Source organism: Kitasatospora azatica KCTC 9699 (assembly GCF_000744785.1).
GTDB lineage: Bacteria > Actinomycetota > Actinomycetes > Streptomycetales > Streptomycetaceae > Kitasatospora > Kitasatospora azatica.
In genome coordinates this window covers 3,064,284-3,089,950 of record NZ_JQMO01000003.1, presented here as the reverse complement: position 1 = coordinate 3,089,950, position 25,667 = coordinate 3,064,284, and the positions used below count along the sequence as shown (strand labels likewise).

At 72.3% G+C, this 25,667-nt stretch carries 22 protein-coding genes and 1 pseudogene; 11 read left to right on the top strand and 12 right to left on the bottom strand.

What is annotated here, in order from left to right; genetic code table 11:
- Positions 1–24: 24 nt before the first annotated feature.
- Positions 25–1,431, bottom strand: coding sequence for an aminotransferase-like domain-containing protein (locus BR98_RS24410; RefSeq protein WP_051970162.1), 1,407 nt, complete (start codon positions 1,429–1,431; stop codon positions 25–27).
- Between BR98_RS24410 and BR98_RS24405 the strand changes: the two genes are divergently transcribed.
- Together BR98_RS24405 and BR98_RS24400 are read left to right on the top strand one after the other, a co-directional pair.
- Positions 1,430–2,671 (top strand): aminotransferase class V-fold PLP-dependent enzyme, encoded by a 1,242-nt coding sequence (locus BR98_RS24405; protein ID WP_035847541.1) that lies wholly within the window; start codon positions 1,430–1,432, stop codon positions 2,669–2,671. The genes BR98_RS24410 and BR98_RS24405 overlap by 2 nt on opposite strands.
- A complete protein-coding gene (locus BR98_RS24400; protein ID WP_035847538.1) occupies positions 2,671–3,990 on the top strand; it encodes an MFS transporter in 1,320 nt (439 codons plus the stop codon). Before BR98_RS24405 ends, BR98_RS24400 begins: the two co-directional genes overlap by 1 nt.
- 83 nt (positions 3,991–4,073) lie before the next feature.
- Here BR98_RS24400 and BR98_RS24395 read toward each other — a convergent pair whose 3' ends face one another.
- Complete coding sequence (locus tag BR98_RS24395) at positions 4,074–5,444, bottom strand: MFS transporter (RefSeq protein WP_063774838.1); 1,371 nt, start codon at positions 5,442–5,444, stop codon at positions 4,074–4,076.
- Between the two features lie 210 nt (positions 5,445–5,654).
- On the opposite strand from BR98_RS24395, the gene BR98_RS24390 reads away from it, so the two are divergent.
- Both BR98_RS24390 and BR98_RS24385 read left to right on the top strand, forming a co-directional pair.
- On the top strand, positions 5,655–6,524 hold the full coding sequence (locus tag BR98_RS24390) for a hypothetical protein (protein WP_051970161.1): 870 nt from the start codon (positions 5,655–5,657) through the stop codon (positions 6,522–6,524).
- 246 nt (positions 6,525–6,770) lie between these two features.
- Positions 6,771–7,292, top strand: a complete 522-nt coding sequence (locus BR98_RS24385) for a DUF5994 family protein (protein WP_051970160.1) — start codon at positions 6,771–6,773, stop codon at positions 7,290–7,292.
- A gap of 53 nt (positions 7,293–7,345) precedes the next feature.
- Here BR98_RS24385 and BR98_RS24380 read toward each other — a convergent pair whose 3' ends face one another.
- On the bottom strand, positions 7,346–7,597 hold the full coding sequence (locus tag BR98_RS24380; protein ID WP_035847536.1) for a hypothetical protein: 252 nt from the start codon (positions 7,595–7,597) through the stop codon (positions 7,346–7,348).
- 211 nt (positions 7,598–7,808) lie between these two features.
- Between BR98_RS24380 and BR98_RS40490 the strand changes: the two genes are divergently transcribed.
- Entirely contained in the window at positions 7,809–7,976 is a 168-nt protein-coding gene (locus tag BR98_RS40490; protein WP_198042276.1) for a hypothetical protein, read from the top strand.
- Between the two features lies 1 nt (position 7,977).
- Here BR98_RS40490 and BR98_RS24375 read toward each other — a convergent pair whose 3' ends face one another.
- Together BR98_RS24375 and BR98_RS39615 are read right to left on the bottom strand one after the other, a co-directional pair.
- The gene (locus BR98_RS24375; RefSeq protein WP_035847533.1) at positions 7,978–8,931 is read right to left on the bottom strand and encodes an RNA polymerase subunit sigma-70; all 954 of its coding nucleotides are present in this window, start codon (positions 8,929–8,931) and stop codon (positions 7,978–7,980) included.
- Positions 8,932–8,944: 13 nt separating this feature from the next.
- Positions 8,945–9,025 (bottom strand): annotated as a pseudogene (locus BR98_RS39615) (short-chain dehydrogenase); the annotation flags it as partial.
- Positions 9,026–9,210: 185 nt separating this feature from the next.
- Between BR98_RS39615 and BR98_RS24370 the strand changes: the two are divergent.
- Positions 9,211–9,522: a hypothetical protein gene (locus BR98_RS24370; protein ID WP_035847530.1), complete on the top strand. Its 312-nt coding sequence runs from the start codon at positions 9,211–9,213 to the stop codon at positions 9,520–9,522.
- A gap of 89 nt (positions 9,523–9,611) precedes the next feature.
- Here the strand turns inward: BR98_RS24370 and BR98_RS24365 are convergent, their stop codons facing one another.
- On the bottom strand, positions 9,612–10,799 hold the full coding sequence (locus BR98_RS24365) for an FAD-dependent monooxygenase (protein WP_035847529.1): 1,188 nt from the start codon (positions 10,797–10,799) through the stop codon (positions 9,612–9,614).
- A gap of 155 nt (positions 10,800–10,954) precedes the next feature.
- On the opposite strand from BR98_RS24365, the gene BR98_RS24360 reads away from it, so the two are divergent.
- Positions 10,955–11,653 carry a TetR/AcrR family transcriptional regulator gene (locus tag BR98_RS24360; RefSeq protein ID WP_051971161.1) on the top strand — a complete coding sequence of 233 codons (699 nt, stop codon included), beginning with the start codon at positions 10,955–10,957 and terminating at the stop codon, positions 11,651–11,653.
- Positions 11,654–11,919: 266 nt separating this feature from the next.
- Complete coding sequence (locus BR98_RS24355) at positions 11,920–13,575, top strand: alkaline phosphatase family protein (RefSeq protein WP_035847523.1); 1,656 nt, start codon at positions 11,920–11,922, stop codon at positions 13,573–13,575.
- A gap of 55 nt (positions 13,576–13,630) precedes the next feature.
- Here BR98_RS24355 and BR98_RS24350 read toward each other — a convergent pair whose 3' ends face one another.
- Positions 13,631–16,381 carry a helix-turn-helix transcriptional regulator gene (locus BR98_RS24350; RefSeq protein WP_035847520.1) on the bottom strand — a complete coding sequence of 917 codons (2,751 nt, stop codon included), beginning with the start codon at positions 16,379–16,381 and terminating at the stop codon, positions 13,631–13,633.
- A gap of 110 nt (positions 16,382–16,491) precedes the next feature.
- Between BR98_RS24350 and BR98_RS24345 the strand changes: the two genes are divergently transcribed.
- From BR98_RS24345 to BR98_RS24335, 3 genes are read left to right on the top strand one after another with little or no spacing between them, the layout of a single operon-like run.
- A complete protein-coding gene (locus BR98_RS24345) occupies positions 16,492–16,863 on the top strand; it encodes a nuclear transport factor 2 family protein (protein ID WP_035847519.1) in 372 nt (123 codons plus the stop codon).
- A gap of 60 nt (positions 16,864–16,923) precedes the next feature.
- The gene (locus BR98_RS24340) at positions 16,924–18,357 is read left to right on the top strand and encodes an MFS transporter (RefSeq protein ID WP_083976924.1); all 1,434 of its coding nucleotides are present in this window, start codon (positions 16,924–16,926) and stop codon (positions 18,355–18,357) included.
- Positions 18,358–18,402: 45 nt separating this feature from the next.
- The gene (locus tag BR98_RS24335) at positions 18,403–20,214 is read left to right on the top strand and encodes a S9 family peptidase (RefSeq protein ID WP_035847514.1); all 1,812 of its coding nucleotides are present in this window, start codon (positions 18,403–18,405) and stop codon (positions 20,212–20,214) included.
- Positions 20,215–20,244: 30 nt separating this feature from the next.
- Here the strand turns inward: BR98_RS24335 and BR98_RS24330 are convergent, their stop codons facing one another.
- The 5 genes from BR98_RS24330 to BR98_RS24310 all read right to left on the bottom strand — a co-directional run bounded on the left by BR98_RS24330 (position 20,245) and on the right by BR98_RS24310 (position 25,440).
- Positions 20,245–21,099 (bottom strand): SURF1 family protein, encoded by an 855-nt coding sequence (locus BR98_RS24330; RefSeq protein ID WP_035847512.1) that lies wholly within the window; start codon positions 21,097–21,099, stop codon positions 20,245–20,247.
- 71 nt (positions 21,100–21,170) lie between these two features.
- Positions 21,171–22,346, bottom strand: coding sequence for a hypothetical protein (locus BR98_RS24325; RefSeq protein ID WP_051970158.1), 1,176 nt, complete (start codon positions 22,344–22,346; stop codon positions 21,171–21,173).
- The gene (locus BR98_RS24320; RefSeq protein WP_035847511.1) at positions 22,339–22,860 is read right to left on the bottom strand and encodes a SigE family RNA polymerase sigma factor; all 522 of its coding nucleotides are present in this window, start codon (positions 22,858–22,860) and stop codon (positions 22,339–22,341) included. The genes BR98_RS24325 and BR98_RS24320 overlap by 8 nt, the downstream gene beginning before the upstream one ends.
- 244 nt (positions 22,861–23,104) lie before the next feature.
- Complete coding sequence (locus tag BR98_RS24315) at positions 23,105–24,163, bottom strand: aspartate-semialdehyde dehydrogenase (RefSeq protein ID WP_035847509.1); 1,059 nt, start codon at positions 24,161–24,163, stop codon at positions 23,105–23,107.
- A complete protein-coding gene (locus BR98_RS24310) occupies positions 24,160–25,440 on the bottom strand; it encodes an aspartate kinase (RefSeq protein WP_035847508.1) in 1,281 nt (426 codons plus the stop codon). Before BR98_RS24310 ends, BR98_RS24315 begins: the two co-directional genes overlap by 4 nt.
- Positions 25,441–25,667 lie beyond the last annotated feature (227 nt).

The following is a 25,667-nucleotide window of genomic DNA, read 5'->3' as shown; positions in this document are numbered from 1 at the left end:
CTGAGCCCGGGGGCGACCGACAGGTCAACGGTCAGCACCCGCCGCCACCTTGAGGCGGCGGGCGCCTTCGGCGAGTTCGGCCGGGCCTGCGGCGGCTGCGAAGCCCAGCCGCAGCCAGGTGCTCGGTGGTTCGGACGGGAAGAAGCGGCTGCCGGAGTTGAGGGCCACACCGTACGCTCGCGCCGCGTCCGCGGTGGCAGAGTCCGCCGCTCCTGGCGGGAGCTGGACCCACAGGTGCAGACCGCCTGCCGGGAGCCGGCTGATCGTCCAGTCGGGTACCTCGCGGGCGAGTGCCTCGGCCAACGCCGTGCAGCGTTCCCGCAGTGCCGTGGACAGGGCCCGCAGGTGCCGGTCCCAGGCCGGAGTGCTCACCAACTCGATGGCCGCCTCCTGCAGGGGCCTGGCGATGAAGAAGTCCTCGACCAGTCGCATCCCCTGCAGCCGTCGCATCACCGGGCCGCGGGCGATCACGGCGCCGATGCGCAGGCTCGGCGACGCCGGCTTGGTCAGCGAGGTCAGGTGGATCACCGTGCCGTCGCGGTCGTCGGCGACGAGCGCGCGGGGCACCGGTCCGCCGTGGCCGAGGTGCCGGGCGAAGTCGTCCTCGACGAGGAAGGCCCCGGCGGCGCGGGCCACGTCCACGACCTCGCGGCGCCGCGCGGGTGCGAGCACCGTGCCGGTCGGGTTATGGAACGTCGGCTGGCAGTACAACAGCCGGGCTCCGGTCATGGCGAACGCGTCAGCCAGCAGGTCGGGACGGGTGCCGTCGTCGTCCATCGGGACAGGCACCGGGCGCAGCCCCGCCGCCCGGGCGGCGGCCAGGGCGCCGGGATAGGTCGGCGACTCCACCAGGATCGGGCTGCCCGGTGCGGCGATCGCGCGGAACACCATCGACAGGGCGCCTTGCCCACCCCCGGTGACCAGCACGTCCTCCGGGCTCACCGTACTGCCGGCCAGCCGGGCGAAGATCGCGCGCAGGGGTGCCAGGCCCGCCGTCGGGGCGCGGTCCCACGCATTCGGGCGACGGGCCGCGCGGGCCAGGGCCGCACCCAACGCCCGGGTCGGCTGGAGTGATTCGTGCAGGTAACCGCCGGCCATCGCGATCACACCGTCCGGCAAGCCACCTGACGGTCCGTCCGCATCACCCAGGTCCAGGTTGCGCCCGGCCAGCGCCACCGCCTGCCAGGACGTGTCCGGGACATCGATGCCCGCCCGGGTCCGGCGGGGGGCCACGTATGTTCCGCTGCCCGGGCGCGTCACCACCGCGCCCTCGGCCGCCAGCAGTGCGAACGCGCGCGAAACCGTTACCGGACTGACTCCGTGACGGCCAGTCAGATCGCGACTGCTGGGCAGTCGGTCGCCCGGGACGAGCCGCGCGATCTCCGCGCGGAGGATCGCCACCAGCGTCGCAGTACTGCTACTGTCAGACATGAAGATACAGGATAGCGCTTCTGTCCCAACTGGGGAACCGCTCCTCGACATCGCGGCGCTGCGCGCCGACACCCCGGGCTGCGAGTCGGTGATCCACCTCAATAACGCCGGCTGCGGCCTGCTCGCCCGCCCGGTGCTGCGGACGATGCTCGATCACCTCGAACTCGAGGCGAACATCGGTGGCTACGAAGCCTCCGCCGCGCGGGCGGCACAGGTCCGCGACTTCTACCTGGCGGTCGGCGAGCTCGTCAACGCCGGGCCCGAGAACATCGCCTTCGCCGGCAGCGCCACCCACGCCTACAGCAAGGCCCTGTCGGCGATCGACTTCCAGCCCGGCGACGTCATCCTCACCACGCGCAATGACTTCATCTCCAATCAGATCGCCTTCCTCGCACTGCGCAGGCGGTTCGGCGTCGAGATCGTGCACGCTCCCGACCACCCCGACGGCAGCGGTGTCGACGTGGCGGCGATGGCTGCTCTGATGCGGTCGCGGCGTCCCCGGCTGGTTGCCGCGACACATGTCCCCACCAACTCCGGTCTCGTCCAACCGGTGGCGGAGATCGGCCGGTACTGCCGGGAACTCGACCTGCTGTACCTCGTCGACGCCTGCCAGTCGGTCGGCCAGTACGAACTCGACGTCGAGGAGATCGGCTGCGACTTCCTCACCGCAACCTGCCGCAAGTTCCTGCGCGGGCCGCGCGGTTCGGGCTTCCTCTACGTCTCGGACCGGGTACTGGGGGAGGGCTACGAGCCGCTGTTCATCGACATGTACGGTGCGCGCTGGACCGAGCCCGGCGAGTACCGCCCGGTCGACACCGCAGCCCGGTTCGAGGAGTGGGAGTTCCCGTACGCGACCGTGCTGGGCAGCGCGGCCGCGGTGCGCTACGCCTTGCGGGTCGGCCTGGAGCCGATCTCCCGCCGCACGCCCGCACTGGGCGGGCAGCTGCGCGACCGCCTCGCCGCCATCCCCGGTGTCCGGGTCCTCGACGGCGGCCCGGCACCGGCGGCGCTCGTCACCTTCGCGATCGACGGCTGGCAGCCCCAGCCGTTCAAAGCCGCGATGGACGCGCGCGGCATCAACTCCGCGCTGAGCTTCCGGGAGTTCGCCCAGTACGACTTCGCCGACAAAGCCGTCGACTGGTGCCTGCGCCTGTCGCCGAACTACTACAACACCGAGGAGGAGGTGGCCGAGGTCGCTGACGCCGTGGCCGACCTCGCCCGCCGGCAGAGGAGCAACTGATGACAGCGACCCCCATCGCGGTCGAGGCGGCTACCGCACCCACCGAGCCCACGGAAAGCCTGTGGCACAACGGCGACTTCCTCAGGTTCTGGCTCGGCGAGACCCTGTCGCTGCTCGGCACCCAGGTCACCAACCTCGCGCTGCCGCTGACCGCCGTCTACACCTTCCACGCCACCGACGAACAGGTCGGCGTCCTGCGGTTCCTGCAACTCGTCCCCTATATCGGGTTCGCGCTGCTCTTCGGTGTCTGGGTCGACCGGGTCCGACGGCGACACGTCATGCTCTGGACCAACCTGGTCCGGATGGTACTGATCGCGCTGATACCGGTGTTGAACTGGTCGCACGCCCTCAACATGCCGGTGCTTCTGGTCATCGCCTGCGCGATCGGCATCGCCTCGGTGCTGTTCGACGTGAGCTGGATGCCCTTCGTGCCCACCCTGGTCAAGGACACCGAGCACTACGTCGAGGCCAGCGCGAAGATGGGGGTCAGCTCGTCGGCGTCGGAGGTGGCCGGCCCCGGGCTCGCGGGCGTCCTGGTTTCCGCCCTGTCCGCGCCGGTGGCGCTGATCGTGGACGCGTTCTCCTACCTGGTCTCGGTGTTCTCGCTGCTGCTGATCCGTAGCGAGGAGTCGCGCCCCGCGCCGACCGCGAAGCGACACGTGCTGACGGAACTGCGGGAGGGCCTGGACTGGGTCTTCCGCAATCCGATCCTGCGCTGGCTGGCGCTGGTCGGATTCTGCTGCAACTTCTCGATGGTGACGGTCTGGACCATGTTCCTGCTCTACGGAACGCACGAGCTGCACCTCGACTCGTCCACGCTCGGCGTGGTCTTCGCGACCGCCTCCGTGGGCGGCCTGATCGGCGCGATGATCTCCCGCAAGGTGATCGCACGGTTCCCGATCGGGCACGTCTACTTCGTGGCCCAGACGGCACTGCTGCTCGGCCCGGCGGTGATCATCCTGGCCGGTGGGCCGAAGGTGGTCGTAGTCGGCTTGGTGATCGTGTCCTTCTTCACCACCTACCTGGGCCTCGGCATCGCCAACGTCATCATCGTCAGCCTGCGGCAGACTGCCACGCCCCAGTCGATGATGAGCCGTATGACCGCCTGCTTCCGCACGCTGCTCTTCGGCGGCGGCGCTCTGGGAGGACTGACGGCCGGTCTGCTCGCGGGCGGGATCGGCGACAAGAACGCCCTGACCACGGCGGCCATCGGCTCAGCCGCCCTGGTGATCGCGCTCGCCGTCTCCCCGGTCAGCAGGCTGCGTACCCTGCCGTCGGCGCCGAACCAGGAACCGGCGGCTGGCGACTCGGCCCGGTAGGACGGGAAGTACAACAGCGAAGTACAGCAACCAGGCCGTCCAGCGGCGACCGACGATGATCCCCAACAGCCGCGCAGTCTCGATCACCTGGGCTCCTGCCCCGCCGCGGTCTTTCGTGACGGTCCGTCTGGTTCTCCGACCGAGTTCTTCGGCGTCCGGGCGGGTACCGGCCGTGGCGGCACCTCGGCTGTCGCGGCGGGCGGGCGCGGCAGCCCCATCGTCCGTACCGCGGGGATGGCCAGGACCACCGCACCCGCGGCCAGTTGCCACAGGGCGCCGGCAGCCAGGACCCACGAGGTGCCGGCGTGAGCCGCTATCGGGCCGGCAGCCGCCAGACCGGCCGGTCCGAGGACAAATGCACCCACGGCGCCGAAGGAGCTGACGCGGGCCAGGACGTCGGACGGCACCTGGTGTTGGATCGTGGTGGTGTAGAGGGTGTCGCAGACGGCGGCGCCGACCCCGGCGAGCAGAGCGGCGAGGACCGTCCAGGTGATCGCCGCACCGGCGGCCAGCGAGGCGGAAGGTAGCGCCCAGCCGAGAGTGGCGACGGTCGCCACCGCGAGTGGGCGGCGTGGTCGGCGACCCAGCATGGCCAATCCGCCCAGGACGGCTCCAGCCCCGTAGGCGGCCATGATCAAGCCCCAGCTCCGAGCCCCGCCGAGCCGGTGCTGGGCGGTGAGGGGGCCCAGGACGAGAAAGGGCGCCCACACCAGGAGATTGAACAGCCCCATGTGGAACGTCGTGATCCACAACCAGGTCCGCGAACGGAATTCCGACCAGCCTTGCCGCAGGTCCGCCAGGAGGGACTCCTCCCCGCCCGCCGGACGGCGGGGAACGGTCAGCCGGGCGAGGGCCGCGGCACCGATCGCGTAGCTGACGGCATCTGCGAGCAGCACCACAGCAGGCCCCCAGGTGGCCGTGATGATCCCGGCGGCGGCCGGGCCGGCGACGGTGGACACCGATCTGGCCAGGCCCAGCAGTGTGTTGGCGTCCGACAGATGGCCCCTCCGCCGCACCACGTGCGGGACGAGCGCACCCAACGCGGGAAGGAAGAACCCCTCCCCGACGCCCCAGACGGCGACCAGCACGGCCATGGCCCACACCGGCGAATGACCCGCAATGAGCAGGACAGCGAATACCGCCTGTACGCAACTGCGGAGCAGATCCGTCGCCAGCATCACGCGCTTGCTGCCCAACCGGTCGGCGACGAGTCCGCCTGCGAGCAGCACGAGCACGATCGGAAGGATCCTGGCCGCCATTACCCAGCCGAGGTCGGTGCCGCCACCGCCGGTGTCGAGCACAGCGAAGGCCACCGCCACCGGCGCCATCGACGACCCGAGCAACGACGTCGTATAGCCGACGAAGAACCGTCTGAAGTCAGGCTCGGCCAAGACGGCCAGACGGCCCTTCAGTCCTCGTGCGCCCTCGTCGGTCTTGTGCACATCCACTGCCATGGACGGAGAGTCTGCCGCCCGCGGTAAGCACTCACAAGGCTTTTCGGGGAAATAGTTGAGTCCAGTAGCAGCAACTTTGCGAGAGGCGGATCCTGCCGCAGTAAATCGTCTTTCTGGCATCTCCGAACAGGCATGACCTTCTATCCTGCTCGGGTATCCGGTGTACTGAATTCAGTGATTTACTGCGGCAATTGCGGAGGTGGGCGCACGATGACTGCAACCGGACAAGGGGCAGCGGAGCCGGTGGAGTACGCGGTCGCCGTCGACCGATACCTGGCCGCAGCGCGCCTCGGCTCGAGCTCTCGCCGGATCTACCGGATCGCCCTGGCCTCCTGGGCGTGGCCGCTGGTTGACCGGCCCGTGCCCACCGGGAACGACCGGCGCGGCGCGCAGCCACCGGTCCTGCCGCTGGCCCTCCTGGACAACCCGCAGTCAGCCGCCCGATTGCAAGGCGCACTCGCGCAGCGGGTGACCGGCACCGACCCTCGGACCGTCAACCGGGAACTGTCGATCCTGCGCAGCGCCGTCTCCTGGTGGCGTGCTCAGGGGTGGATCCACAGTGACCCGATGGCGGATCTGCGCCCGCAGGCTCTGCCCGAAAGCGGACCAGCGCCGCTGGACCCCGCCGACCTCCGCGCACTGTTCGCGCTGCGTGCCCCGCTGCGCGAACAGACCACCTGGCACCTGCTGTACGAGACCGGCGCCACCATCGAGAACGTCCTCGCCCTCGACGTCGACCATGTCAACCTGCCCGGCCGACGCAGCCATCCACGCCCAGACGGACAGCTGCTGAAATGGGGTGCGGGGGCCGCCCGGCTCCTGCCGCTTCTCATCGCCGGCCGCACCGACGGCCCGCTGTTCCTCACCGACCGCCGCGCCGCCGCAGGCACCCCCGCTGCGGACCTGTGCCCTTACAGCGGCCGTCGGCGCCTGTCCTACCGGCGCGCCGCCGAGCTGTTCGCCGCTGCCACCCGCCCCTTCGACCCCGAAGGACGAGGCTGGACCCTCGGCCGGCTACGCGCCGCGAAGCCCAGCGGACGCCGCGGCACCCCAATGCCCCCCGCCACGACGGACGGCTGAGAGGCGACGGGAAGACCGGCAAGCGTGGCCGACGACCTCCGGCGCCCGCGTGCGACGACGGCGCCGGCCGGGTTGGCTTCTCCCGGCAGAACTGGTCATGGCTACCATGGCAGGTTCTGGGCGTGCGGAGAGTAACCTGGACATTACCGAAGGCACCTCGCATGCCGGCCCCGGGTACTGGCGTCGTCTCCGGCGAACGGCTTTCCCGCGACCGGCTCGACCGGGCGCGGAGACAGGTCCTTGATCATGACCGTGACCTTCGATCACGCGATGACGCCCGACGCCCCGAAGTCCACCGTGCGGCTCTCCCTTGCTCCCGAGGGCGTGCGGGCGGGCCGACTCGACGGAGCCTGGTGGCCCCGGTCGCGTGATCTGCTCCTTGAACTCCCTTCCCTGGCAGCCGAACTCGACAAGCGGTGGGGCCGGGTCACCCGGATCACCGTGAACCCTGCGCAGTGGCCGGTCATCCCGCGGCGCATCCCGGTCACGGGGCACACCGTCCACGCCGGCTGGTTCACCAGCGAGCAGGACGAGCACATGATCATGGTGTGCTCGTTCGCCCCGCTGCGGCTGAACCTGCTGGTCGTCCCGCCGTCGACCGATGCCGTCCTGGCCGCTCGGCTGATGTCCGAGGCGGCCGACCCGGCCAACACCCGGACGGCGAGCGCACTCCTCGCCGAACAGACAGCCGGGGGGACGGACGGCGGTTCGGCAGCGCAGGAGTTGCCCTTCGACCAGGCCCGGGCCACCCGGGCCGCAGCTGCGTAGCCCGCGCGCGTCCCGCCTCTCGGCCTGGGCAGGGCCGGCCTGGGCAGGGTGCGTCACTCGCGCGACCACTCGGTTTCGGCCTCGGGCTCGCCGACCGGCTCGGGCCCGTCCCAGAGGCGGATCCTGACCGCTCGGGGGCCGGGAGCGGGCCGGGAGAGCGTCCGCACGAACACGTCCCGCAGGTGGTTGACCGCCCGCTGGGGCGGCCCGTCGTACTCCAGAGGGTTGGGCATGGGGGCACCGTCCTGCCGGGACCAGCGGCCCTCGTCGTCCTGGGTCTCGAGTACCCATCGGTAATGCCGCATCCTGGCCTCCTCGGGACGACACACACGCCCCAGGACAGACCGTAAGGGCCGAGCATGGCGACGGCGACCGGTGGCGCACGTGGCGCACGAGCGCTCGCCGGACAGCTGCGCTGGCTGCCCCGACTGCCCCGGTGCGACGATGGAAGGCATGCGGCGGGGAGTTCCGTTGGCGCGCCCGCAGGGCCCCGACCGGCCACGAAGGAGGCCGAAAATGGCACTCGTACTGTTCCTGATCATCCTGGCGATCGTGCTCGGCATTGTCGGCGTGGTCGCCAAGGGCCTGCTCTACCTCCTGTTCGTCGGCATCGCCGTCCTGGTCGTCGCGCTGGTCATCTCCGCCGTCCGGACCCGGCACGCAGGACGATCCGCGAACCGCTGAGTCAGCTACCTGAGCCCGGGCGATCCAGGCCGAACGAGGAGAGCAGGGCCGGGTCCAGGAAGGCGACGATTCGGGAGATGCCGGTGGGGGTGACGGTGAGGACCTGGAGGGCGTGGGGGTCGTGGGTGCCCTCGGGGGTGAGGCGGTAGGCGGCCAGGGCGGGTTGGGCGTTGGCGGTGGTGGGGAAGAGCTGGTTGGTGCCGGGGGCGCCGAGGACGTGCCGGCGCAGGAATCGGGCGACTGTGTCGCGGCCGCTGAACCAGGTCAGGTGGGGCGGCATCTCCAATGACACGTCGTCACGCAGCAGGTCCAGCAGGGTGTCGAGGTCGGCCCGCTCGAAGGCGGCGGCGTAGCGGTCGATCAGTCGGCGGAGTTCGGGCTCGGCGGGTTCGGTGACCTCGTCCTCGCGGGGGCCCAGGCGGGCGAGGTGGGTCCTTGCTCGTTGCAGGGCACTGTTGACGGCGGTGGTCGTGGTGCCGAGCAGCTCCGCGACGTCGGTGGCCGGCCACTCGAGCACCTCGCGCAGGATCAGCACGGCCCGTTGTCGGGCGGGCAGCTGTTGCAGCGCGCTGACCAGGGCCAGCCGGACGCTGCCGCGGGTGGCGACGACGGCTGCCGGGTCGGCTGCGGACTGGATCACGGAGTGTGCGCCGGGCAGGGGTTGCAGCCACGCGACGCCCTGGCGGGCTAGGTCGAGCGGCTGGTCCGGGTCGTCGCTCGGGCCGGCCAGGCCTGAGGGCAGGACGCGTGCACTGCGGTGGTGCAGGGCGGTCAGGCAGGCGTTGGTGGCGATCCGGTAGAGCCAGGCCCGCAGCGAGGACCTGCCCTGGAACCGGTCGTAGGCCCGCCAGGCGCGCAGGTAGGTCTCCTGGAGGAGGTCCTCCGCGTCGTGCAGGGAGCCGACCATGCGGTAGCAGTGGACCAGGGTCGCGGGCGACTCCGACGACCTGGGCACCGGCCTGGCAGAGCGCTGTGGCGATGGCCCGGCCGAAGCCGCGGCCGGCTCCGGTGACGAGTGCGGTGGTGCCGGCGATGTCCTGCGTGGTCATGGTGAGCTCCTCGATCGGTCGCGGTGGGGCTCGCGGTGGTTGCGGCCCTCACTGATAAGGACTCGGCGCGGGGCTCGGACTCATCGCTGTGGCCGAGGTGGGATCACGGGTGCCGGCTTTGCGCGTGTGCGGAGCCGGAGAGACCCTGGAGGAGGTGCCGGCCACGGCCAGGAGGAGATGGATCCATGAGGTTCATACAGATCATCGAGTTCCGGACGAGTCGCATCGAGGAGATCAATGCGGCGCTGGACAGTTGGGTCGCCAAGAACGCGGACCGCAGGATCGTGACGCGGGCCGTGCAGACCCGCGATCGGGACGCGGCGGGGGTGTATCTGCACATCGTGGAATTCCCGTCCTACGAAGAGGCGATGGAGAACTCCAACCGCCCCGAGACCGCCGAGTTCGCGGCCGAGCTGGCCAAGCTCTGCTCCGGACCGCCCACCTTCCGCAACCTCGACCTGGTGCGCGAGGACGACTACGCGGGCGGAGGAGGGTGAGGCACTGAGGAGAGTGAGGGGCCGAGGAGAGTGAGGGGCCGAGGAGAGTGAGGGGCCGAGGAGAGTGAGGCGCCGAGCGGCGCCCGCCCTCAGGCCGCGAGCGCGGCGGGGTAGTCCGGCAGGGCCATGTCGGCGGCGACCTTCTGGCCCTCCCTCAGCATCATGTTCAGCAGCGCGGGGCGACCGAGCAGGGTGTTGCGGAGCCGGGCGCCGTAGCCGCGGCGCGGGGCGATGAAGTGGCCGGCCCGGTCACCGCCCTTCTGGCAGCGCGTCGCGAAGCTGCGCAGCCGGTTCTCGTAGGCGGTGTAGGCGGCGCGGAAGTCACCGTTGGCGGTAGCGAGTTCGCCGGCCAGGGTGTAGGCGGCGAGGATTGCCGCGCCAGTGCCCATGCCGCCGAGGGTGGCGCCGGCGGCCGCGTCGCCGACCAGCGCGATCCGGCCCTTTGACCAGGTCGGCAGGTCGGCGCGGCTGATCGAGTCGAAGTAGAACTCCCGCGAGTCGGCGAGGCCGGCCAGCAGCCGCGGGGTCTCCCAGCCCAGGCCCGCGAAGGCCTCGGTGAGCACCTGCTGCTGGCGGGCCCGGTCGCGGTAGTGGATGTCCAGCTTGGGCGAGGCGAAGAGGAACATCGCGTTGCCCCGGCTGGTGTCACGGGTGTCCACACCGACGCCGGCCGCCTTGCCGGGGACGTTGTAGGTGACCGAACCCCCGGTCAGGCCGAGGTGGTTGGGCACGTCCCAGCCGGCCACGTAGTAGCCGAGGTGGCGGACGAACTGCTCCTCGGGGCCGAAGGTCAGCCGGCGGGTGTTGGAGTGGATGCCGTCGGCGCCGATCACCAGGTCGAAGAGGCGGTCGGGGCCGTGCTCGAAGCTGACCCGGACTCCCTCGGCGGTGTCGGTGAGGGTGGCGATCGAGTCGCCGAAGAGGTACTCGGTGCGGTCCAGGCTGCGACGGTAGAGCACCCGGGACAGGTCGGCGCGCCGCACCTCCAGATCGCCACCGGTGAACTCGCGGGGCAGGCCGAGCAGTTCGCGACCGTCCTGGTCGACGAAGGACCACGGGCTGCCGCCGGTCTGCAGCTCGCGCAGCTCCTCCAGGACACCCATCCGCTCGAGCACGGACAGGTGGCTGGTGCCACGGAAGTCGACCGCGTAGCCGCCCTCGCGCAGCGCCGGGGCCAGCTCGACCACGGTGGGCTCGAAGCCGTAGTGGCCGAGCCAGTAGGCCAGGGCGGGGCCGGCGACGCTGGCTCCGGAGATCAGGACCTTGGTGTTCTGCATGGCGGCGTCCCCTCGTCGGCGCACGGCTGGGCCGGGCGGCAATTAACTGTGTCCGTCGGACTCAGTTGCTTCTGTGTACAGTAGACACAGTTATTCGGCAGGCGTCAAGCAAGTACCGGCGCCCAGCACGCACCGGAGGAGCGATGGAGGGCACCATGACGGAGTTGCTCTGGGGATCGCGGCCGCAGCCGCGGCGCGGGCCCAAGCCCGCGCTGACCCTGGAGGGCATCGCCACCGCCGCGATCGCGGTCGCCGACACCGAGGGACTGGCCGCGATCTCCATGCAGCGGGTCGCGGGCGAGCTCGGCTACACCAAGATGTCGCTCTACCGGTATGTGCCGGGCAAGGCCGAGCTGGTCGCCGTGATGACCGACCTGGCGATCGGCGAACCACCGCAGCTGGACCAGGATGCCGACTGGGCCGGCCAGTTGGCGCAGTGGGCCGAGCGGCTCTTCGTCGGATTCGGCGCGCATCCGTGGCTGCTGGAGACCACTGCAGGACCGCGGCTGGTCGGACCCAACGAGCTGGGCTGGCTGGAGCGCGCCCTCGCCCCCCTGGGCGACACCGCGCTGAGCGCGGCCGAGCGACTGGACGCGGTGACGGTGATCACCGGTCACGTCCGCACCATCGCCCAGCAGTCACTCGCCGCCGGGCCGCAGCAGCGCCCCGAGGAGCAGCTGACCAGCGCGATGACCCAGGTGCTGGCCGAGCACGGCGAGCGCTATCCGGCGGTGCTGGCGGCGCTGGGCGCGGTGGATCCCGCCGAGCAGAACCAGGCGATGGCCTTCGGGCTGCGCTGCATCCTGAGCGGGCTCCGGCAGCTCATGGCCGAGCGGGCAGTCGGCAACGGGTAGCAGGTAGCAGGTAGCTGATCGGACCACCGGACAGCGCCGACCGGACAGCGCCCACCGGAACCCGGTGCCGCACCATCCGGATGGCGACATGACCGAGCATTCGGGCGGAAGTTGAGCTGAGTTGAGCTGACGGACCGTCAGATGAACTGTTCCCGAGGGATCCGACGCTTCCCCGGCCGTTCACATCCGCGCTCCCCGCGGTACACCGCCGGCCACTAGTCATGACGCGAGCAATCACTGCTCGTGTCATGAGTACAGGAGAAGACGTGACCCGACGCTCCGTCCGCCTCGCCGCCGTCATCAGTGCCACCGGTGCGCTGGCCGCAGGCTCCATCGCCCAGGCCTTCGCTGCCGACTCCGACTTCGCCGGCCGCCACCACGGCGCGGCCAAGCACGTCCTGCTGATCTCGGTCGACGGCCTCCACCAGTCGGACCTGAGCTGGTACATCGCTCAGCACCCGCAGTCGGCGCTGGCCCGCCTGGTCGGCGGCGGTGTCGAGTACACCAACGCCAAGACCACCACCCCCTCGGACTCCTTCCCCGGCATGGTCGCCCAGCTGACCGGCGGCGGCCCGGGCACCACCGGCGTCTACTACGACGACAGCTACGACGCCACCCTGCTGCCCGCCGGCACCACCGACTGCACCAAGGCCAAGCCGGGTGCCGAGGTCGACCTGACCGAGGACCTGGACCGGAACCAGAGCTCGATCGACGCCGGCCAGGGCCTCAGCGGCCTGCCGGGCAGCATCCTGCAGATGACCGGCCGGCCGCAGAACCTGATCAACCCGGCCAAGCTCCCGGTCGACCCGCAGACCTGCCAGCCGGTCTACCCGCACGACTACCTCCAGGTGAACACCGTCTTCGAGGTGGCCCGCGACGCCGGTCTGCGCACCGCCTGGTCGGACAAGCACGCCGCCTACGACATCCTCAGCGGCCCGTCCGGCGACGGCATCCAGGACCTCTTCGCGCCGGAGATCAACAGCACCGCGATCGGCTACAGCGCCGCCGACTGGACCAAGGACAACAAGGCCACCCAGCAGTACGACGGCTACAAGGTCCAGGCCGTCCTCAACGAGATCGACGGCTACGACCACAGCCGCGCGAAGCAGACCGGCACCCCGGCGATCTTCGGCCTGAACTTCCAGTCGGTCTCCACCGCCCAGAAGCTGCCCACCTCCAACGGCCTGGCCGGCGGCTACCTGAGCAAGGACGTGCCCGGCCCGCTGCTGACCAAGGCGCTGGAGTACGTGGACCAGCAGGTCGGCGCGCTCACCGCGGAGCTGCGCAAGCAGCACCTGGACCAGAGCACCACGGTGATCCTGTCCGCCAAGCACGGCCAGTCGCCCGCCGACCCGCAGGCGCTGACCCGGATCGGCGACGGCCCGCTGCTCGACGGCCTGAACGCCGCCTGGAAGACGGCCCACCCGGGCGCCGGCGACCTGGTGGCCCACTCGGCGGACGACGACGCCATGCTGCTCTGGCTCAACGACCGCTCGCAGCAGGCCGCCGACTTCGCCAAGAACTACCTGCTGGCCCAGAGCGGCACCGGCACCGACATCAAGGGCGCCCCGAAGGCGTTCACCGCCGGCGGCCTGACCAAGGTCTACGCGGGCGAGGACGCCGCCGACTACTTCGGCGTCGACACCGGCGACGCCCGGGTGCCGGACGTCTTCGGCGTCGCCCAGTACGGCGTGGTCTACACCGGCGGCAAGGGCAAGATCGCCGAGCACGGCGGTGCCGCCGCCGACGACCTGGACGTCCCGCTGATCGTCGCGGGCGCCGGCGCCCCGGCCAAGGTGCAGGACTGCGCGCCCGTGCAGACCAAGCAGATCGCCCCGACCATCCTGAAGCTGCTGGGTCTCAACCCGCAGAAGCTGGAGGCGGTGCGCGAGGAGCACACCAAGGCCCTGCCGCTGAACTGACGCATCGTCAGTTCGAGATCCGGCCGACTCGTCAGCTCGGGGTCCGGCCGACTCGTCAGCTCGCCACGAGTTGGGCGAGCTCCGCACGCGAGGCGATGCCCAGCTTCGGGTAGGCCTTGTAGAGGTGGTGACCGACGGTGCGGGGGCTGAGGAAGAGCTGGGCGGCGATCTCCCGGTTCGACAGCCCCCGCGCCGCCAGGCGGGCGATCTGCTCCTCCTGCGGGGTCAGCCCGGCCAGCGGCCCGGCCGGCGCGGCGACCGGCGCCGCCGAGCCCGCGGCGGCCAGCTCGGTGCGGGCACGCTCGGCCCACGGGGTGGCGCCGAGCCGCTCGAAGACCTCCAGCGCGGCGCGCAGCCGGGTGCGGGCCTCGGTCTTGCGCTTGTCGCGGCGCAGCCACTCGCCGAACAGCAGGCTGGTACGGGCCAGTTCGAAGGGCCGATCGGTGCCCTCGTGCAGTTTCAGGGCCGCCAGGTAGCCGGACTCGGCGAGTTCGGCCGGACCGAGCAGTGCCTGGCAGCGCAGTACCAGGGCTCGGGTCCAGTCGGGTCCGCCGGACCGCCCGGACCAGGCCTGGAACCGTTCGAAGGCGGCCGCCGCGCGCTCCGGCCGGCCCAGCCGGACCGCCGCCTCCACCAGATCGGGCACGGTCCGGACGGCCGAGACGTGGTGGCGGTTCGGGCCGGCCGTGTGCGCCGCCAGGCGGTCCACCACCTCGGCCACCCGTCCCTGGGCCAACTCGTGTACGGCGAGCGCCCATTGGGCCCAGGAGGTGCCGGCGGCCCGGGCCGCCCAGGCGGCCTCGGCGGTGGCCTCGCCGGCCCGTCGCTCGACCAGCTCGGTATCGCCTCGCAGGGCAGCCAAGTAGGCTTCCAGGGCGGCGAGTTGGCTGACCCACTGGGGCTGGCCGAGGTCCCGGGCCAGGGCCAGGCCCTCGGCGGCGGAGAGTTCGGCCTCCCGATGCCGGCCGTGGAAGAGCTCGGCCTCGGCCAGGAAGAAGAGCAGGGTCGGCAGCGAACCGACCGCGCCGACCGCACGGGACTCGGCGATCAGCTCGGTGGCGAGCTGGTGGGTCTCGGCGTCCCGGCCGCAGACCAGCGCGGCCCCGCAGAGCTGCACCAGGTCACGCGGGGTGTCGGCGCCGGCCGCGCGCGCCAGCCCGGCGGTCTCCAGCAGCGGCAGCACCCGTGGCGCGGGCGGCCCGCCGAAGACCGGCCGCACCGCCGCGATCAGCTGCTCCACCAGCGGGGCGAGCGCGTCCTCGGGCGGCAGGGCGAGCGCGGCCAGCCCGGCCAGCACCTCGCCGATCTGATCCTCGCCCAGGTACCAGGCGGTGTGGAAGGCCAGCAGCAGGGCCCGGGCGGCAGTGGGCGCCGCGATCTCGCGGGCGGCGGCGGTCAGCAGTAGGCGGTGCGCCTCGGGGTAGTCGCCGCGCCAGAACGCGGCGGTGGCCCGGACCCACTCCAACACGGCCTGCAGGAAGGGGTCTTCGGTCAGCTCGGCGGCCCGTACCGCGAGTGCTCCGGCTCGTTCGGCCTGGGCCGCGTCCAGCGCCGCCTCGGCCGCCAGCGCCAGGCAGCGGGTCACCGTCTCACGGTCCGGGGCGAGCCCGGCGGCCCGTTCGAAGGCGGCGGCCGCACCCGAGTGGCCCGCGCGGGCGGTGGCCCGACGGCCGGCCCGCTCCAGCGCGGCGGCCAGTTCGGCGTCCTGGCCGGTGGCGGCCAGCGCCAGGTGCCAACTGCTGCGGTCCTCCTCGCCGTCGGCGCGCAGCACGGCGCCCAGTGCCCGGTGGGTCGCCAACTTCTGGTCCAGTCGGGCGTCTTCCAGGACGGCGGCGCGCAGCAGTGGATGACGGATCGTCAGTCTGCCGTCAGGGGTGCGTCGTAGCAGGCCGGACTGCTCGGCCGGCGCCAGCGCCTCGATCTCGGCGCCGAGCGTCGCGGCCGCCCGCAGCACGGTCGTCAGGTCTCCGCTCTCCTCGGCAGCGGCCACCAGCAGCAGGGTGCGGGTCGGTGCGGGCAGCCGGGCGACCTGGCTCAGGAAGGCCTGGCGCAGTCGGCCGGTCAGCGCCACGCCGCCTTCCCGGTAGGCGGGTTCGTCGGCGAGCGCGGTGGGCAGTTCGGTCAGCGCGAGCGGATTGCCCTGAGCCTCGGCGAGCACCCGGTAGCGCAGGCCGGCGTTCTCCGGTCCGCCGGCCCGGGCGGCGAGCAACTCGGCGGCGGCTGAGGGGTCCAGGGGCGCCGGGCGCAGTTCGGGCAGCCCGGGAGCGGTGAAGCCGCCCTCGCCGTCGCGGGCCGCGAGGAGCAGTACGACGCCCTCGCGGTCCAGTCGTCGGGCGGCCAGCAGCAGCGCGTCCGCCGAGGCGCGGTCCAGCCACTGGGCGTCGTCCACCAGGCAGAGCAGCGGGCGTTCGGTGGCCAGTTCGGCCAGCAGCCCGAGGGTGGCCAGGCCGCTGAGCAAGCGCTCATTCAGCCCGTGACCATGACCGGCCCCATCCCCGTCCAGGTCCGCCAGCCCGAACGCGGCCTCCAGCGCACGGCGCTGCGGCGCGGGCAGTGCCGACAACCGGTCAAGGCCCGACCCCAGCAGCAGGTTCAGGCCCGCGAACGGCAGATCGGCCTCGTACTCGACGCCGGTCGCCCGCAGCACCCGGAACTCCGCGCCCGCCCGCTCGGCCGCGTACTCCAGCAGCGCGCTCTTGCCGATCCCCGGCTCCCCGCGCAGCACCAGCACCCCGCTGCGCCCGCCCCGCGCCCCGTCCAGCAACGCGTCGACGGCGGCCTGCTCCCCTGCCCTCCCGTACAGCATGGGTCGACCCTACCTACAGCTGACCGATTCGGCCGGGCCGCGCCCTGCATACCGTCATGACCAGCAAGAACAACCCGGACAGCAGCGACAACCCAACTGGGAGCCGGAACATGACGAACCTTCAGCACCTCGCCGAGCAGTACCTCGCCACCTGGAACGAGACCGACCCGGCGGCCCGCCGCAAGCTGATCGACACCTCCTGGGCCGAGCACGCCAGCTACACCGACCCGCTGGTCGAGGCCACCGGTCGGGACGCCGTGGACGCGACCGTCGGCGCCGTCCAGGCCCAGTTCCCCGGCCTGGTCTTCACCCTCGGCCCCGGCGGCGTCGACGCGCACCACCGACTCGCCCGGTTCACCTGGGAGCTGGCCCCGGCCGGCGCGGCCGAGCCGCTGGTCATCGGCTTCGACGTGCTGGTCGCCGACGAGGACGGCCGGATCGCGGCGGTCCACGGCTTCCTCGACAAGGTCCCGACCACCTGATCCCGCTCGGGCGCCGGTCCAGCCGGGCCGGCGCCCGCCCAGCCAGAGGAGCCCGTCACCATGGCCACCAGCCTCGCCCGACCGACCACCCCCGCCACGCAAGCCACCACCGCCACCGACGCCGCCACCGCAGCCGAATCCGGCGCCGCGCCGCACCCGCGCGCCCTGCTGCCCGTGGTGCTCACCGCCACCTTCATGACCATGCTCGACTTCTTCATCGTCAACGTGGCCATCCCCTCGCTGCAGACCGAGCTGCGGGCCGGTCCGGCCGCCGTCCAGTGGATCGTGGCCGGCTTCGGCCTGGCCCTCGCCACCGCGCTGATCACCGCCGGCCGGCTCGGCGACCGGTTCGGACGGCGCCGGATGTTCTCGCTGGGCCTGGCGCTGTTCACCCTCGCCTCCGCCGGCTGCGGCCTGGCCCCGACCGCCACCGCCCTGATCGCCGCCCGGGCCGCGCAGGGCCTGGCCGCCGCGCTGATGGGACCGCAGGTGCTGGCCATCCTGCGCACCACGTACACCGGAGCGGCCCAGGCCAGGGCCTTCGGGATGTACGGGCTGACCATGGGCATCGGCGCGGTGCTCGGGCAGCTGATCGGCGGCCTGCTGATCCGGGCGGACGTGCTCGGCCTCGGCTGGCGCAGTTGCTTCCTGATCAACGTCCCGGTCGGCCTGGTCACCCTGGCGCTGGTCCGCCGGGCGGTCCCGGAGTCGCGGGCACCCCAGCGCCAGGGGTTCGACCTGCCCGGCACCGCCCTGGTCAGCGCCGCGCTGGTCGCCCTGGTGCTGCCGCTGGTCCAGGGCCCGTCGCAGGGCTGGCCGCTCTGGACCTGGGAGTGCCTGGCCGGTGCGGCCGTGCTGTTCGCGCTCTTCGCCGTCCACCAGCGGCGGCTGGCCACCGACCCGGTGGTCGCCCCGGCGCTGCTGCGCGAGCGCGCCTTCGCCACCGGCCTGGTCACCCAACTGACCTTCAACCTCGGCCAGGGCTCCTTCTTCCTGATCCTGGCGGTCCACCTGCAGCGGGACCACGGCCTGGACGCGCTCGGCTCCGGGCTGCTCTTCACCTCGATCGGCGCCGGCTACCTGCTCACCTCCACCACCGCGCACCTGGTCGCCGCCCGCCTCGGCCGGCAGACCATCGCGCTGGGCGCGCTTGGCATGGCCGCCGGGCTGGGGCTGATCGCACTGGCCGCCGCCGAGGTCGGCACCAGCGGCAGCGCCTGGTGGCTGGCGCCCGGGCTGTTCCTGGACGGCCTCGGCATGGGCCTGGTGATCGCGCCGCTGACCGGCACCGTGCTGGCGGGCGTGCGCCCGCAACTGGTCGGCTCGGCGGCGGGCGTCCTGGCCACCGTCCAGCAGGTCGGCGGCGCGCTCGGCATCGCCCTGCTGGGCAACCTGTTCTACCGCGAGGGCTCCTTCACCCTCAGCATCACGGTCCCGGCCGGCCTGGAACTGCTGTTGGCGGCCTTGGTCCAGGCGCTGCCCCGCGGTAATTGACACCCCGCTGACACCTGGCGGGCGATCCGTGCCAAAGTGAGTCGAATGAGTAGCGAGAAGAACGACGTGCCCGCCTGGGAGCAGCGCTTCCGGGCGGCACGGGTGTCACTTCCTGACTGGGCGGACGACGCCCCGCAGCGGTCGCTGTACGTCTCCAACGCGACCGGCACATACGAGGTCTATGCCTGGGACCGGTCGGCCGGCACCCACCGCCAGGTCACCGACCGACCGCACGGCACCACCGACGCGGCCCTGTCCCCCGACGGCGCCTGGGTCTGGTGGTTCGACGACACCGACGGCGACGAGTTCGGCGTCTGGCGCCGCCAGCCCTTCGCGGGCGGCCCGGACGAGGAGGCCGTGCCCGGCCTGGCCCCGTCCTACGAGGCGGGCCTGGCGCTGGGCCGGGACGGCACCGTGGTGGTCGGCCGCTCCACCGACGAGGACGGCACCACCCTGCACCTGCTGCGCCCGGGCGCGGCGGCGCCGGTGGAGATCTACCGGCACGCCGAGTACGGCGGTGTCGGCGACCTCTCCCACGACTCCACCCTGCTGGCCATCGACCACACCGAGCACGGCGACGCGATGCACTCGGCGATCCGGGTGGTGCGCACCGAGGACGGCACCACGGTGGCCGAGCTGGACGAGGTGACGGGCCGTCAGGATCCGCGCGGGCTGGCCTGCCTGGGCTTCGCCCCGGTCGCCGGCGACAGTCGGCTGCTGGTCGCCCACCAGCGCCGCGGCCACTGGGAGCCGATGCTCTGGGACCCGCTGACCGGCGAGGAGACCGAGCTGGTGCTGCGCACCGAGGACGACCGGGCGCTGCCCGGGGACGTCTCCGCGCAGTGGCGCCCGGAGGCCAAGTCGCTGCTGGTGGAGCACGAGTTCGAGGCCCGCAGCGAGCTGTTCTCGTACGACCTGGCCACCGGCGTGCTGACCCGCCTGGACACCCCGCGCGGCACGGTGGCCGGGGCCACCGCCCGCCCGGACGGCACGGTGGAGTTCCTCTGGTCCTCGGCCGCCGAGCCCTCGGCGGTCCGCTCGACCGCCGGTGACGTGGTGCTGCGGGCGCCCGGCGCGGTGCCGCCCGGTTCGGTGCCGGTGACGGACGTCTGGGTGGACGGGCCGGGCGGACGGGTGCACGCGCTGGTCCAGCGCCCGGCGGGCGAGGGCCCGTTCCCGACCGTCTTCGAGGTGCACGGTGGGCCGACCCACCACGACAGCGACTCCTTCGCCGCCGGGCCGGCCGCCTGGCTGGACCACGGCTTCGCGGTGGTCCGGGTCAACTACCGCGGCTCCACCGGCTACGGCCAGGCCTGGACCGACGCGCTGCGCGAGCGGGTCGGCCTGATCGAGCTGGAGGACATCGGCGCGGTGCGGGACTGGGCGGTGGCCTCCGGCCTGGCCGACCCGGCCAAACTGGTGCTCTCCGGCGGCTCCTGGGGCGGCTACCTGACCCTGCTCGGCCTGGGCGTCCAGCCCGAGTCCTGGTCGCTGGGCCTGGCGGCGGTGCCGGTGGCCGACTACCTGACCGCCTACGCGGACGAGATGGAGGCGCTCAAGTCGCTGGACCGCACACTGTTCGGCGGCACGCCCGAGGAGGTGCCCGAGCGGTGGGCCGCCTCCTCGCCGCTGAGCTACGTCGAGCGGGTCCGGGTGCCGGTGTACATCAGTGCCGGGGTCAACGACCCGCGCTGCCCGATCCGGCAGATCGAGAACTACGTGACCCGGCTCGAGCAGCTCGGCGCCCCGCACGAGGTGTACCGGTACGACGCCGGGCACGGCTCGCTGGTGGTGGACGAGCGGATCAAGCAGCTCCGGCTGGAGATCGACTTCGCGATGCGGCACCTGAAGTCGTAGCGCCCCGCCAGTCGTAGCGCTCCGCCAGGCCTAGTCCAGGACCGGGTCCAGTCCCAGCGCCCGGTCCTGGGCGGCCTCGGCCTCGCGGCGGGCCAGCCGGAACCACATGAAGCCGACGAAGCCCGCGAAGACGAACCACTCCAGGGTGTAGCCGAGGTTCTGGAAGGCCCGGGCGGTCAGGCCGTCGCCGCCGGCCGGCTGCGCGGTCGGCACGGCGGTGAGCCCGGCCGGTACGGCGTCGGCGGCCACCCAGCCGTCGTAGGTCGGGTACGGCAGCAGGTTGACCAGGGTGGCGGGGCTGATCGTGCCCAGCTGCCCGGCCGGCAGCCCGCCGGCCACCGCACCGTCGCTGCCGCTGGTCTCCGGCGCCTGCAGGCGGCCGGTGACCGTGACCTCACCGGCGGGCGGCGCGGGCGGCTGGGCGCCGCCGGGCGCGCCGGCCGACCAGCCGCGCACCACGGTGACGGCGCGGCCGTCGGCGGTGCGCAGCGGCGTGAGCACGTAGTAGCCCGAGCGGCCGTCCACCGTGCGGTTCGGGACCAGCAGCTGATGGGCGCTGTCGTAGCTGCCTGTGGCGGTCACCGTGCGACCCACCGTGCTGGTGCTGACCTTGGCGTCCGGACCGGTCAGCACCGAGTCCAGCGCACTGGCCCGGCCTGCACCGGCCTGACCTGCCCCGACCTGCCCTGCACTGGCCTGCCCCGCACCGGCCTGCCCCGCACCGGCCTGACCGCTGGCGGCCGGCGCGGCGGCGGTGCGGTGGGTACCGACCCGGGCCTCGAACCGACCCAGCTGCCAGGAGCCCAGCCAGAGGCAGGCGGCGATGGCAGCCACCGCGAGGACGGTGCTGCCGAGCCATCGCGGAGTCAGGAGGAATCGGTACACAGCACCACGGTAACCACCTGTGCCACCCGCTCCGCCGCAGGGTCGGCCTTACCCGAGGGCCCGCCCTCCGGTCACCCGGCCGCCTCCGGGGCCTCCCGGTAGACAGTGCCGCCGGCGCAGACGTTGGCGATGGTCACGCTCACCGCGTCCGGGAGGCCGGCGAACAGGCGGTGACCGATGGTCAGGCTGCCGGGTTCGGTGCCGGTCGACGGGGTCGGGCTCGGGGTGGCCGACGGGGAGGGCGCCGCCGGTGACGGGCTGGTCGCCGCGCTGGCGTCGGCGGCGGCCGGGGAGCCGTTGGAACGCACCGGGCCGTGCCCGACCGGCGAGCCGGCCGGGCTCGGCCCGCCCGAGCTGCTCGTGGTCGGGCTGGCACCCGAGGTCGCCGCCGGTGGCACCGCGTTCTGGCCGTTCGTCGGGCAGGTCGTGTCCGGCACCCAGGCGAACCGCAGCTGGTAGCCGCCGCCTGCGGACAGCAGCCGGGCGGTCGGCGCCGTCGGGCCGGGTGGCGGCAGCGCGGTGGCCGGGTCGCCGGTGGTGTGCGCCACCACCTGGACGGTGCCGGCGCCGGTCGCAGTGGCGCTGATCGGACCGGGCGCGGCCAGCAGACAGGCGTGGCCGGAGACGTTGGCCACGGAGAAGACGCCGTACACCCGTCCGCTGCTGTCGGCGGGCTGCGCGGTGGCCGTGGCGCCGCCGAGGTCGCCGGGGGCGCAGCCGGGCGTGGTCGGGGCGCTCGCGGTACCGCTGGCGCTGGCCGCGACGGTGCTCGGGCTGGGGCTGGGCGCGCCGGTGGCACCCGGGTCGGTGGCCGGGGCGCTGCTGGTGGCGGATGCCGAGCCGCCCTGCGCGGGGACCGGGACCGGGACCGACGGGTTGCTGCTGTGCCGGTGGGTCCCGCCGGTCGCGGTGCTCGCCTCGCCGCCGGGAGCCAGTCCGGCGCTGGGCGCCGAGCCGTCGGAGAGCTGCAGCGCGCCGAGGCCCTGCAGGGTGGGCACGGCGACGGCCGAGACCAGGGCGATCAGCACCGCGCCGGTCCAGGCATGCCGGTAGCGGGCCCGGCGGGCCGGCACGGCGCTACGGATCCTGGGCAGCGCGTCGGGTGCGGGCTGCACCCCGGCCACGGCGCGGTGCAGCAGCGCGCGCAGCGCCTGCTCCTCGCCCCAGCTGGGCGCATGCTCGGCAGACCCGGCGCGCTGCCCAAGATCTGTCGCGCCGTGCTGGCGTTCGAACCGATCCTCAGTCATGACCGCTCTCCATCAACACCCGAAGGGCCGCCAGGCCGCGCGAACCGTATGCCTTCACCGCGCCCACCGAGACCCCGAGCAGCTCAGCGACCTGAGCTTCTGTCATATCGGCGTAGTAGCGCAGCACCAGAACCTCGCGCTGTCGCCTTTGCAAACTTTGCAAAGCCGTTTTCAGCTGATCACGTTCGAGAGCATCGTAGGCGCCCTCTTCTGCGCTGGCCATGTCAGGCATGGGCTTGGGCAGCAGCCGCAGGCCGAGGATCCGCCGACGCAGCGTGCTGCGCGAGAGGTTGACCACGGTCTGCCGCAGGTACGCCAGGATCTTCTCCGGCTCACGGACCCGCCGCCGCGCCGAGTGCACCCGGATGAACGCCTCCTGCACCACGTCCTCGCAGCTGGACTGGTCGTCCAGCAGCAGCGCGGCCAGCCGCAGCAGTGAGCGGTAGTGGGCCTGGTAGGTCGTGGTCAGCAGGTCGACGCTGGCGCCGGCCGTCTCGGTGGCCGCAGTGGTCATCTCCGGCTCAACGGGTCGCCGCACGGGACCCCGTGGCACCAATGACTGCGTCGCCGCCCGGGACACCGCCCGGGACGGCCTCGGTACCGCCCCCACCACTGCCAGGTCTGTCACGACCGTTGGACACTCGATCCCCCCTCAGGGTTGCCCCGCCTGGCGGACATTCTTCCGCACAGCACGGAGCCCCCTCCACTGGAAGGGGGCTCCGGTCAGAAATCGCCCAGTTTGGGACTCGGCTCGGGACTCAGGCGGTCAGTTCCGCCGCCACAACCTCGGCGATCTGAGCGGTGTTCAGCGCCGCGCCCTTGCGCAGGTTGTCGCCGCACAGGAACAGGTCCAGCGCATTGGGGTCGTCGATCGAGCGGCGCACCCGGCCGACCCAGGTGGGATCGGTACCGACCACGTCGTTCGGCGTCGGGAACTCACCGGCCGCCGGGTTGTCGTAGAGCACCACGCCGGGCGCCTGGGCCAGGATCTCCTGCGCCCCCAGCTGGGTGACCTCGCGCTCGAAGACCGCGTGCACGGCCAGCGAGTGGGTGGTGACCACCGGGATCCGCACACAGGTCGCGGAGACCCGCAGGTTCGGCAGGCCGAGGATCTTGCGGCTCTCGTTGCGCACCTTGAGCTCCTCGGAGGACCAGCCGTCCTCCTTGAGCGAGCCCGCCCACGGCACCGCGTTCAGTGCCAGCGGCGCCGGGAACGGGCCGGTGTCACTGATCAGCGCGCGCAGGTCGCCGGCCTGCTCGCCGACCCCGGTGCCGGCCACCTTGGCGGTCTGCTCGCGTAGCGCGTCGATGCCGGGCTGCCCGGCGCCGGAGGCCGCCTGGTAGGAGGCGACCACCAGTTCGCTGAGCCCGTACTCCGAGTGCAGCGCACCCAGCGCGACGATCATCGAGAGCGTGGTGCAGTTCGGGTTGGCGATGATCCCGCGCGGACGGATCCGGGCCGCGGCCGCGTTGACCTCGGGGACCACCAGCGGCACGTCCTCGTCCATCCGGAACGCGCCGGAGTTGTCGACCACCACCGCACCCTTGGCGGCCGCGATCGGCGCCCACTGGGCGGAGACCTCGTCGGGCACGTCGAACATCGCGACGTCGATGCCCTCGAAGGCCTCCTCGGTCAGCGCGACCACCTCGACCTGCTGCCCGCGCACGGTCAGCTTGCGACCGGCCGAACGGGCCGAGGCGATCAGCCGGATCTCGCCCCAGACGTCCTGCCGGGCCGAGAGGATGCCCAGCATCACGGTGCCGACGGCGCCGGTGGCACCGACGACCGCGAGGTTCGGCCGCCGGGGCGAAGTCATCGCCCGGTCCCGCCGTAGACCACGGCCTCGTCACTGTCGCTGTCCAGACCGAAGGCGCTGTGCACGGCGCGCACCGCCTCCGGAACGTCGTCACCACGGGTGACCACCGAGATCCGGATCTCCGAGGTGGAGATCAGCTCGATGTTGACGCCCGCCTCGGAGAGCGCCTCGAAGAAGGTCGCGGTGACTCCCGGGTTGGACCGCATGCCGGCGCCGACCAGCGAGATCTTGCCGATCGCGTCGTCGTAGCGCAGCGACTCGAAGCCGATGCCCTCCTTGACCCGGCCGAGCGCGTCGATGGCCTTCTGGCCCTCGGTCTTCGGCAGCGTGAAGGAGATGTCGGTCAGGCCGGTGGACGCGGCGGAGACGTTCTGCACCACCATGTCGATGTTGACCTCGGCGTCCGCGATGGCGCGGAAGATCCGGGCGGCCTCGCCCGGCTTGTCCGGCACCCCGACGACCGTGACCTTCGCCTCGGACGTGTCGTGGGCGACTCCGGAGATGATGGCCTGCTCCATCTCGCCCCCTTCGGGCTTGTTCGGGTTGTTGTTGCTGACGATGGTCCCCGGCAGACCGGAGAACGACGATCGTACGTGGATCGGGATGCTGTAACGCCGCGCGTACTCCACACAGCGGTCCAGCAGCACCTTGGAGCCCGAGGAGGCCAGCTCCAGCATGTCCTCGTAGGCGATCCAGTCGATCTTGCGGGCCTTCTTCACCACCCGCGGGTCGGCGCTGAAGACGCCGTCCACGTCGGTGTAGATCTCGCAGACCTCGGCCTTGAGTGCGGCGGCCAGCGCGACCGCGGTGGTGTCGGAGCCGCCACGACCCAGGGTAGTGATGTCCTTGCTCACCTGGGAGACGCCCTGGAAGCCGGCCACGATCGCGATGTTGCCCTCGTCCAGGGCGGAGCGGATCCGGCCGGGCGTGACGTCGATGATGCGCGCCTTGTTGTGGACCTGGTCGGTGATCACACCGGCCTGGCTGCCCGTGAAGGACTGGGCCTCGTGACCCAGCGCTTTGATCGCCATCGCCAGCAGGGCCATGGAGATCCGCTCTCCAGCGGTCAGCAGCATGTCGAACTCACGACCGGCAGGAATGGGGGAAACCTGCTCCGCGAGTTCGATGAGCTCGTCCGTCGTGTCGCCCATCGCGGACACCACGACGACGACCTCATGGCCGGCCTTCTTGGTGTCGACAATTCGACGGGCTACGCGCTTGATGCCCTCGGCATCCGCAACGGATGAGCCGCCGTACTTCTGCACGACAAGGCCCACGTGCGCTCCTCGACTAAGTCGTCTTCGGGGGGTGGTGCCCGGCGCGGGGTGGCGCCGTCCGGTCCCCCGGACCCCCTTGGGTAGGGGGTCCTGCGGTCGCCGGTCAGTCTACCGAGCAGGGGCCGCCGGTCTGCCGCATTCCATATGATGAGACTCCGATTTCACTTTATGAACACGCGGCGAACGGGTCAACGGGCAGGTCTCCGGGCGGCGGGCGGCGAGCTCGA

Bases quoted from the DNA above. Each gene is read 5' to 3' on its own strand.
- BR98_RS24405 (WP_035847541.1), top strand. From the start codon at position 1,430: ATGAAGATACAGGATAGCGCTTCTGTCCCAACTGGGGAACCGCTCCTC.
- BR98_RS24410 (WP_051970162.1), bottom strand. From the start codon at position 1,431: ATGTCTGACAGTAGCAGTACTGCGACGCTGGTGGCGATCCTCCGCGCG.
- BR98_RS24400 (WP_035847538.1), top strand. From the start codon at position 2,671: ATGACAGCGACCCCCATCGCGGTCGAGGCGGCTACCGCACCCACCGAG.
- BR98_RS24395 (WP_063774838.1), bottom strand. From the start codon at position 5,444: ATGGCAGTGGATGTGCACAAGACCGACGAGGGCGCACGAGGACTGAAG.
- BR98_RS24390 (WP_051970161.1), top strand. From the start codon at position 5,655: ATGACTGCAACCGGACAAGGGGCAGCGGAGCCGGTGGAGTACGCGGTC.
- BR98_RS24385 (WP_051970160.1), top strand. From the start codon at position 6,771: ATGACCGTGACCTTCGATCACGCGATGACGCCCGACGCCCCGAAGTCC.
- BR98_RS24380 (WP_035847536.1), bottom strand. From the start codon at position 7,597: ATGCGGCATTACCGATGGGTACTCGAGACCCAGGACGACGAGGGCCGC.
- BR98_RS40490 (WP_198042276.1), top strand. From the start codon at position 7,809: ATGGCACTCGTACTGTTCCTGATCATCCTGGCGATCGTGCTCGGCATT.
- BR98_RS24370 (WP_035847530.1), top strand. From the start codon at position 9,211: ATGAGGTTCATACAGATCATCGAGTTCCGGACGAGTCGCATCGAGGAG.
- BR98_RS24365 (WP_035847529.1), bottom strand. From the start codon at position 10,799: ATGCAGAACACCAAGGTCCTGATCTCCGGAGCCAGCGTCGCCGGCCCC.
- BR98_RS24360 (WP_051971161.1), top strand. From the start codon at position 10,955: ATGACGGAGTTGCTCTGGGGATCGCGGCCGCAGCCGCGGCGCGGGCCC.
- BR98_RS24350 (WP_035847520.1), bottom strand. From the start codon at position 16,381: ATGCTGTACGGGAGGGCAGGGGAGCAGGCCGCCGTCGACGCGTTGCTG.
- BR98_RS24345 (WP_035847519.1), top strand. From the start codon at position 16,492: ATGACGAACCTTCAGCACCTCGCCGAGCAGTACCTCGCCACCTGGAAC.
- BR98_RS24340 (WP_083976924.1), top strand. From the start codon at position 16,924: ATGGCCACCAGCCTCGCCCGACCGACCACCCCCGCCACGCAAGCCACC.
- BR98_RS24335 (WP_035847514.1), top strand. From the start codon at position 18,403: ATGAGTAGCGAGAAGAACGACGTGCCCGCCTGGGAGCAGCGCTTCCGG.
- BR98_RS24325 (WP_051970158.1), bottom strand. From the start codon at position 22,346: ATGACTGAGGATCGGTTCGAACGCCAGCACGGCGCGACAGATCTTGGG.
- BR98_RS24320 (WP_035847511.1), bottom strand. From the start codon at position 22,860: ATGACCACTGCGGCCACCGAGACGGCCGGCGCCAGCGTCGACCTGCTG.
- BR98_RS24315 (WP_035847509.1), bottom strand. From the start codon at position 24,163: ATGACTTCGCCCCGGCGGCCGAACCTCGCGGTCGTCGGTGCCACCGGC.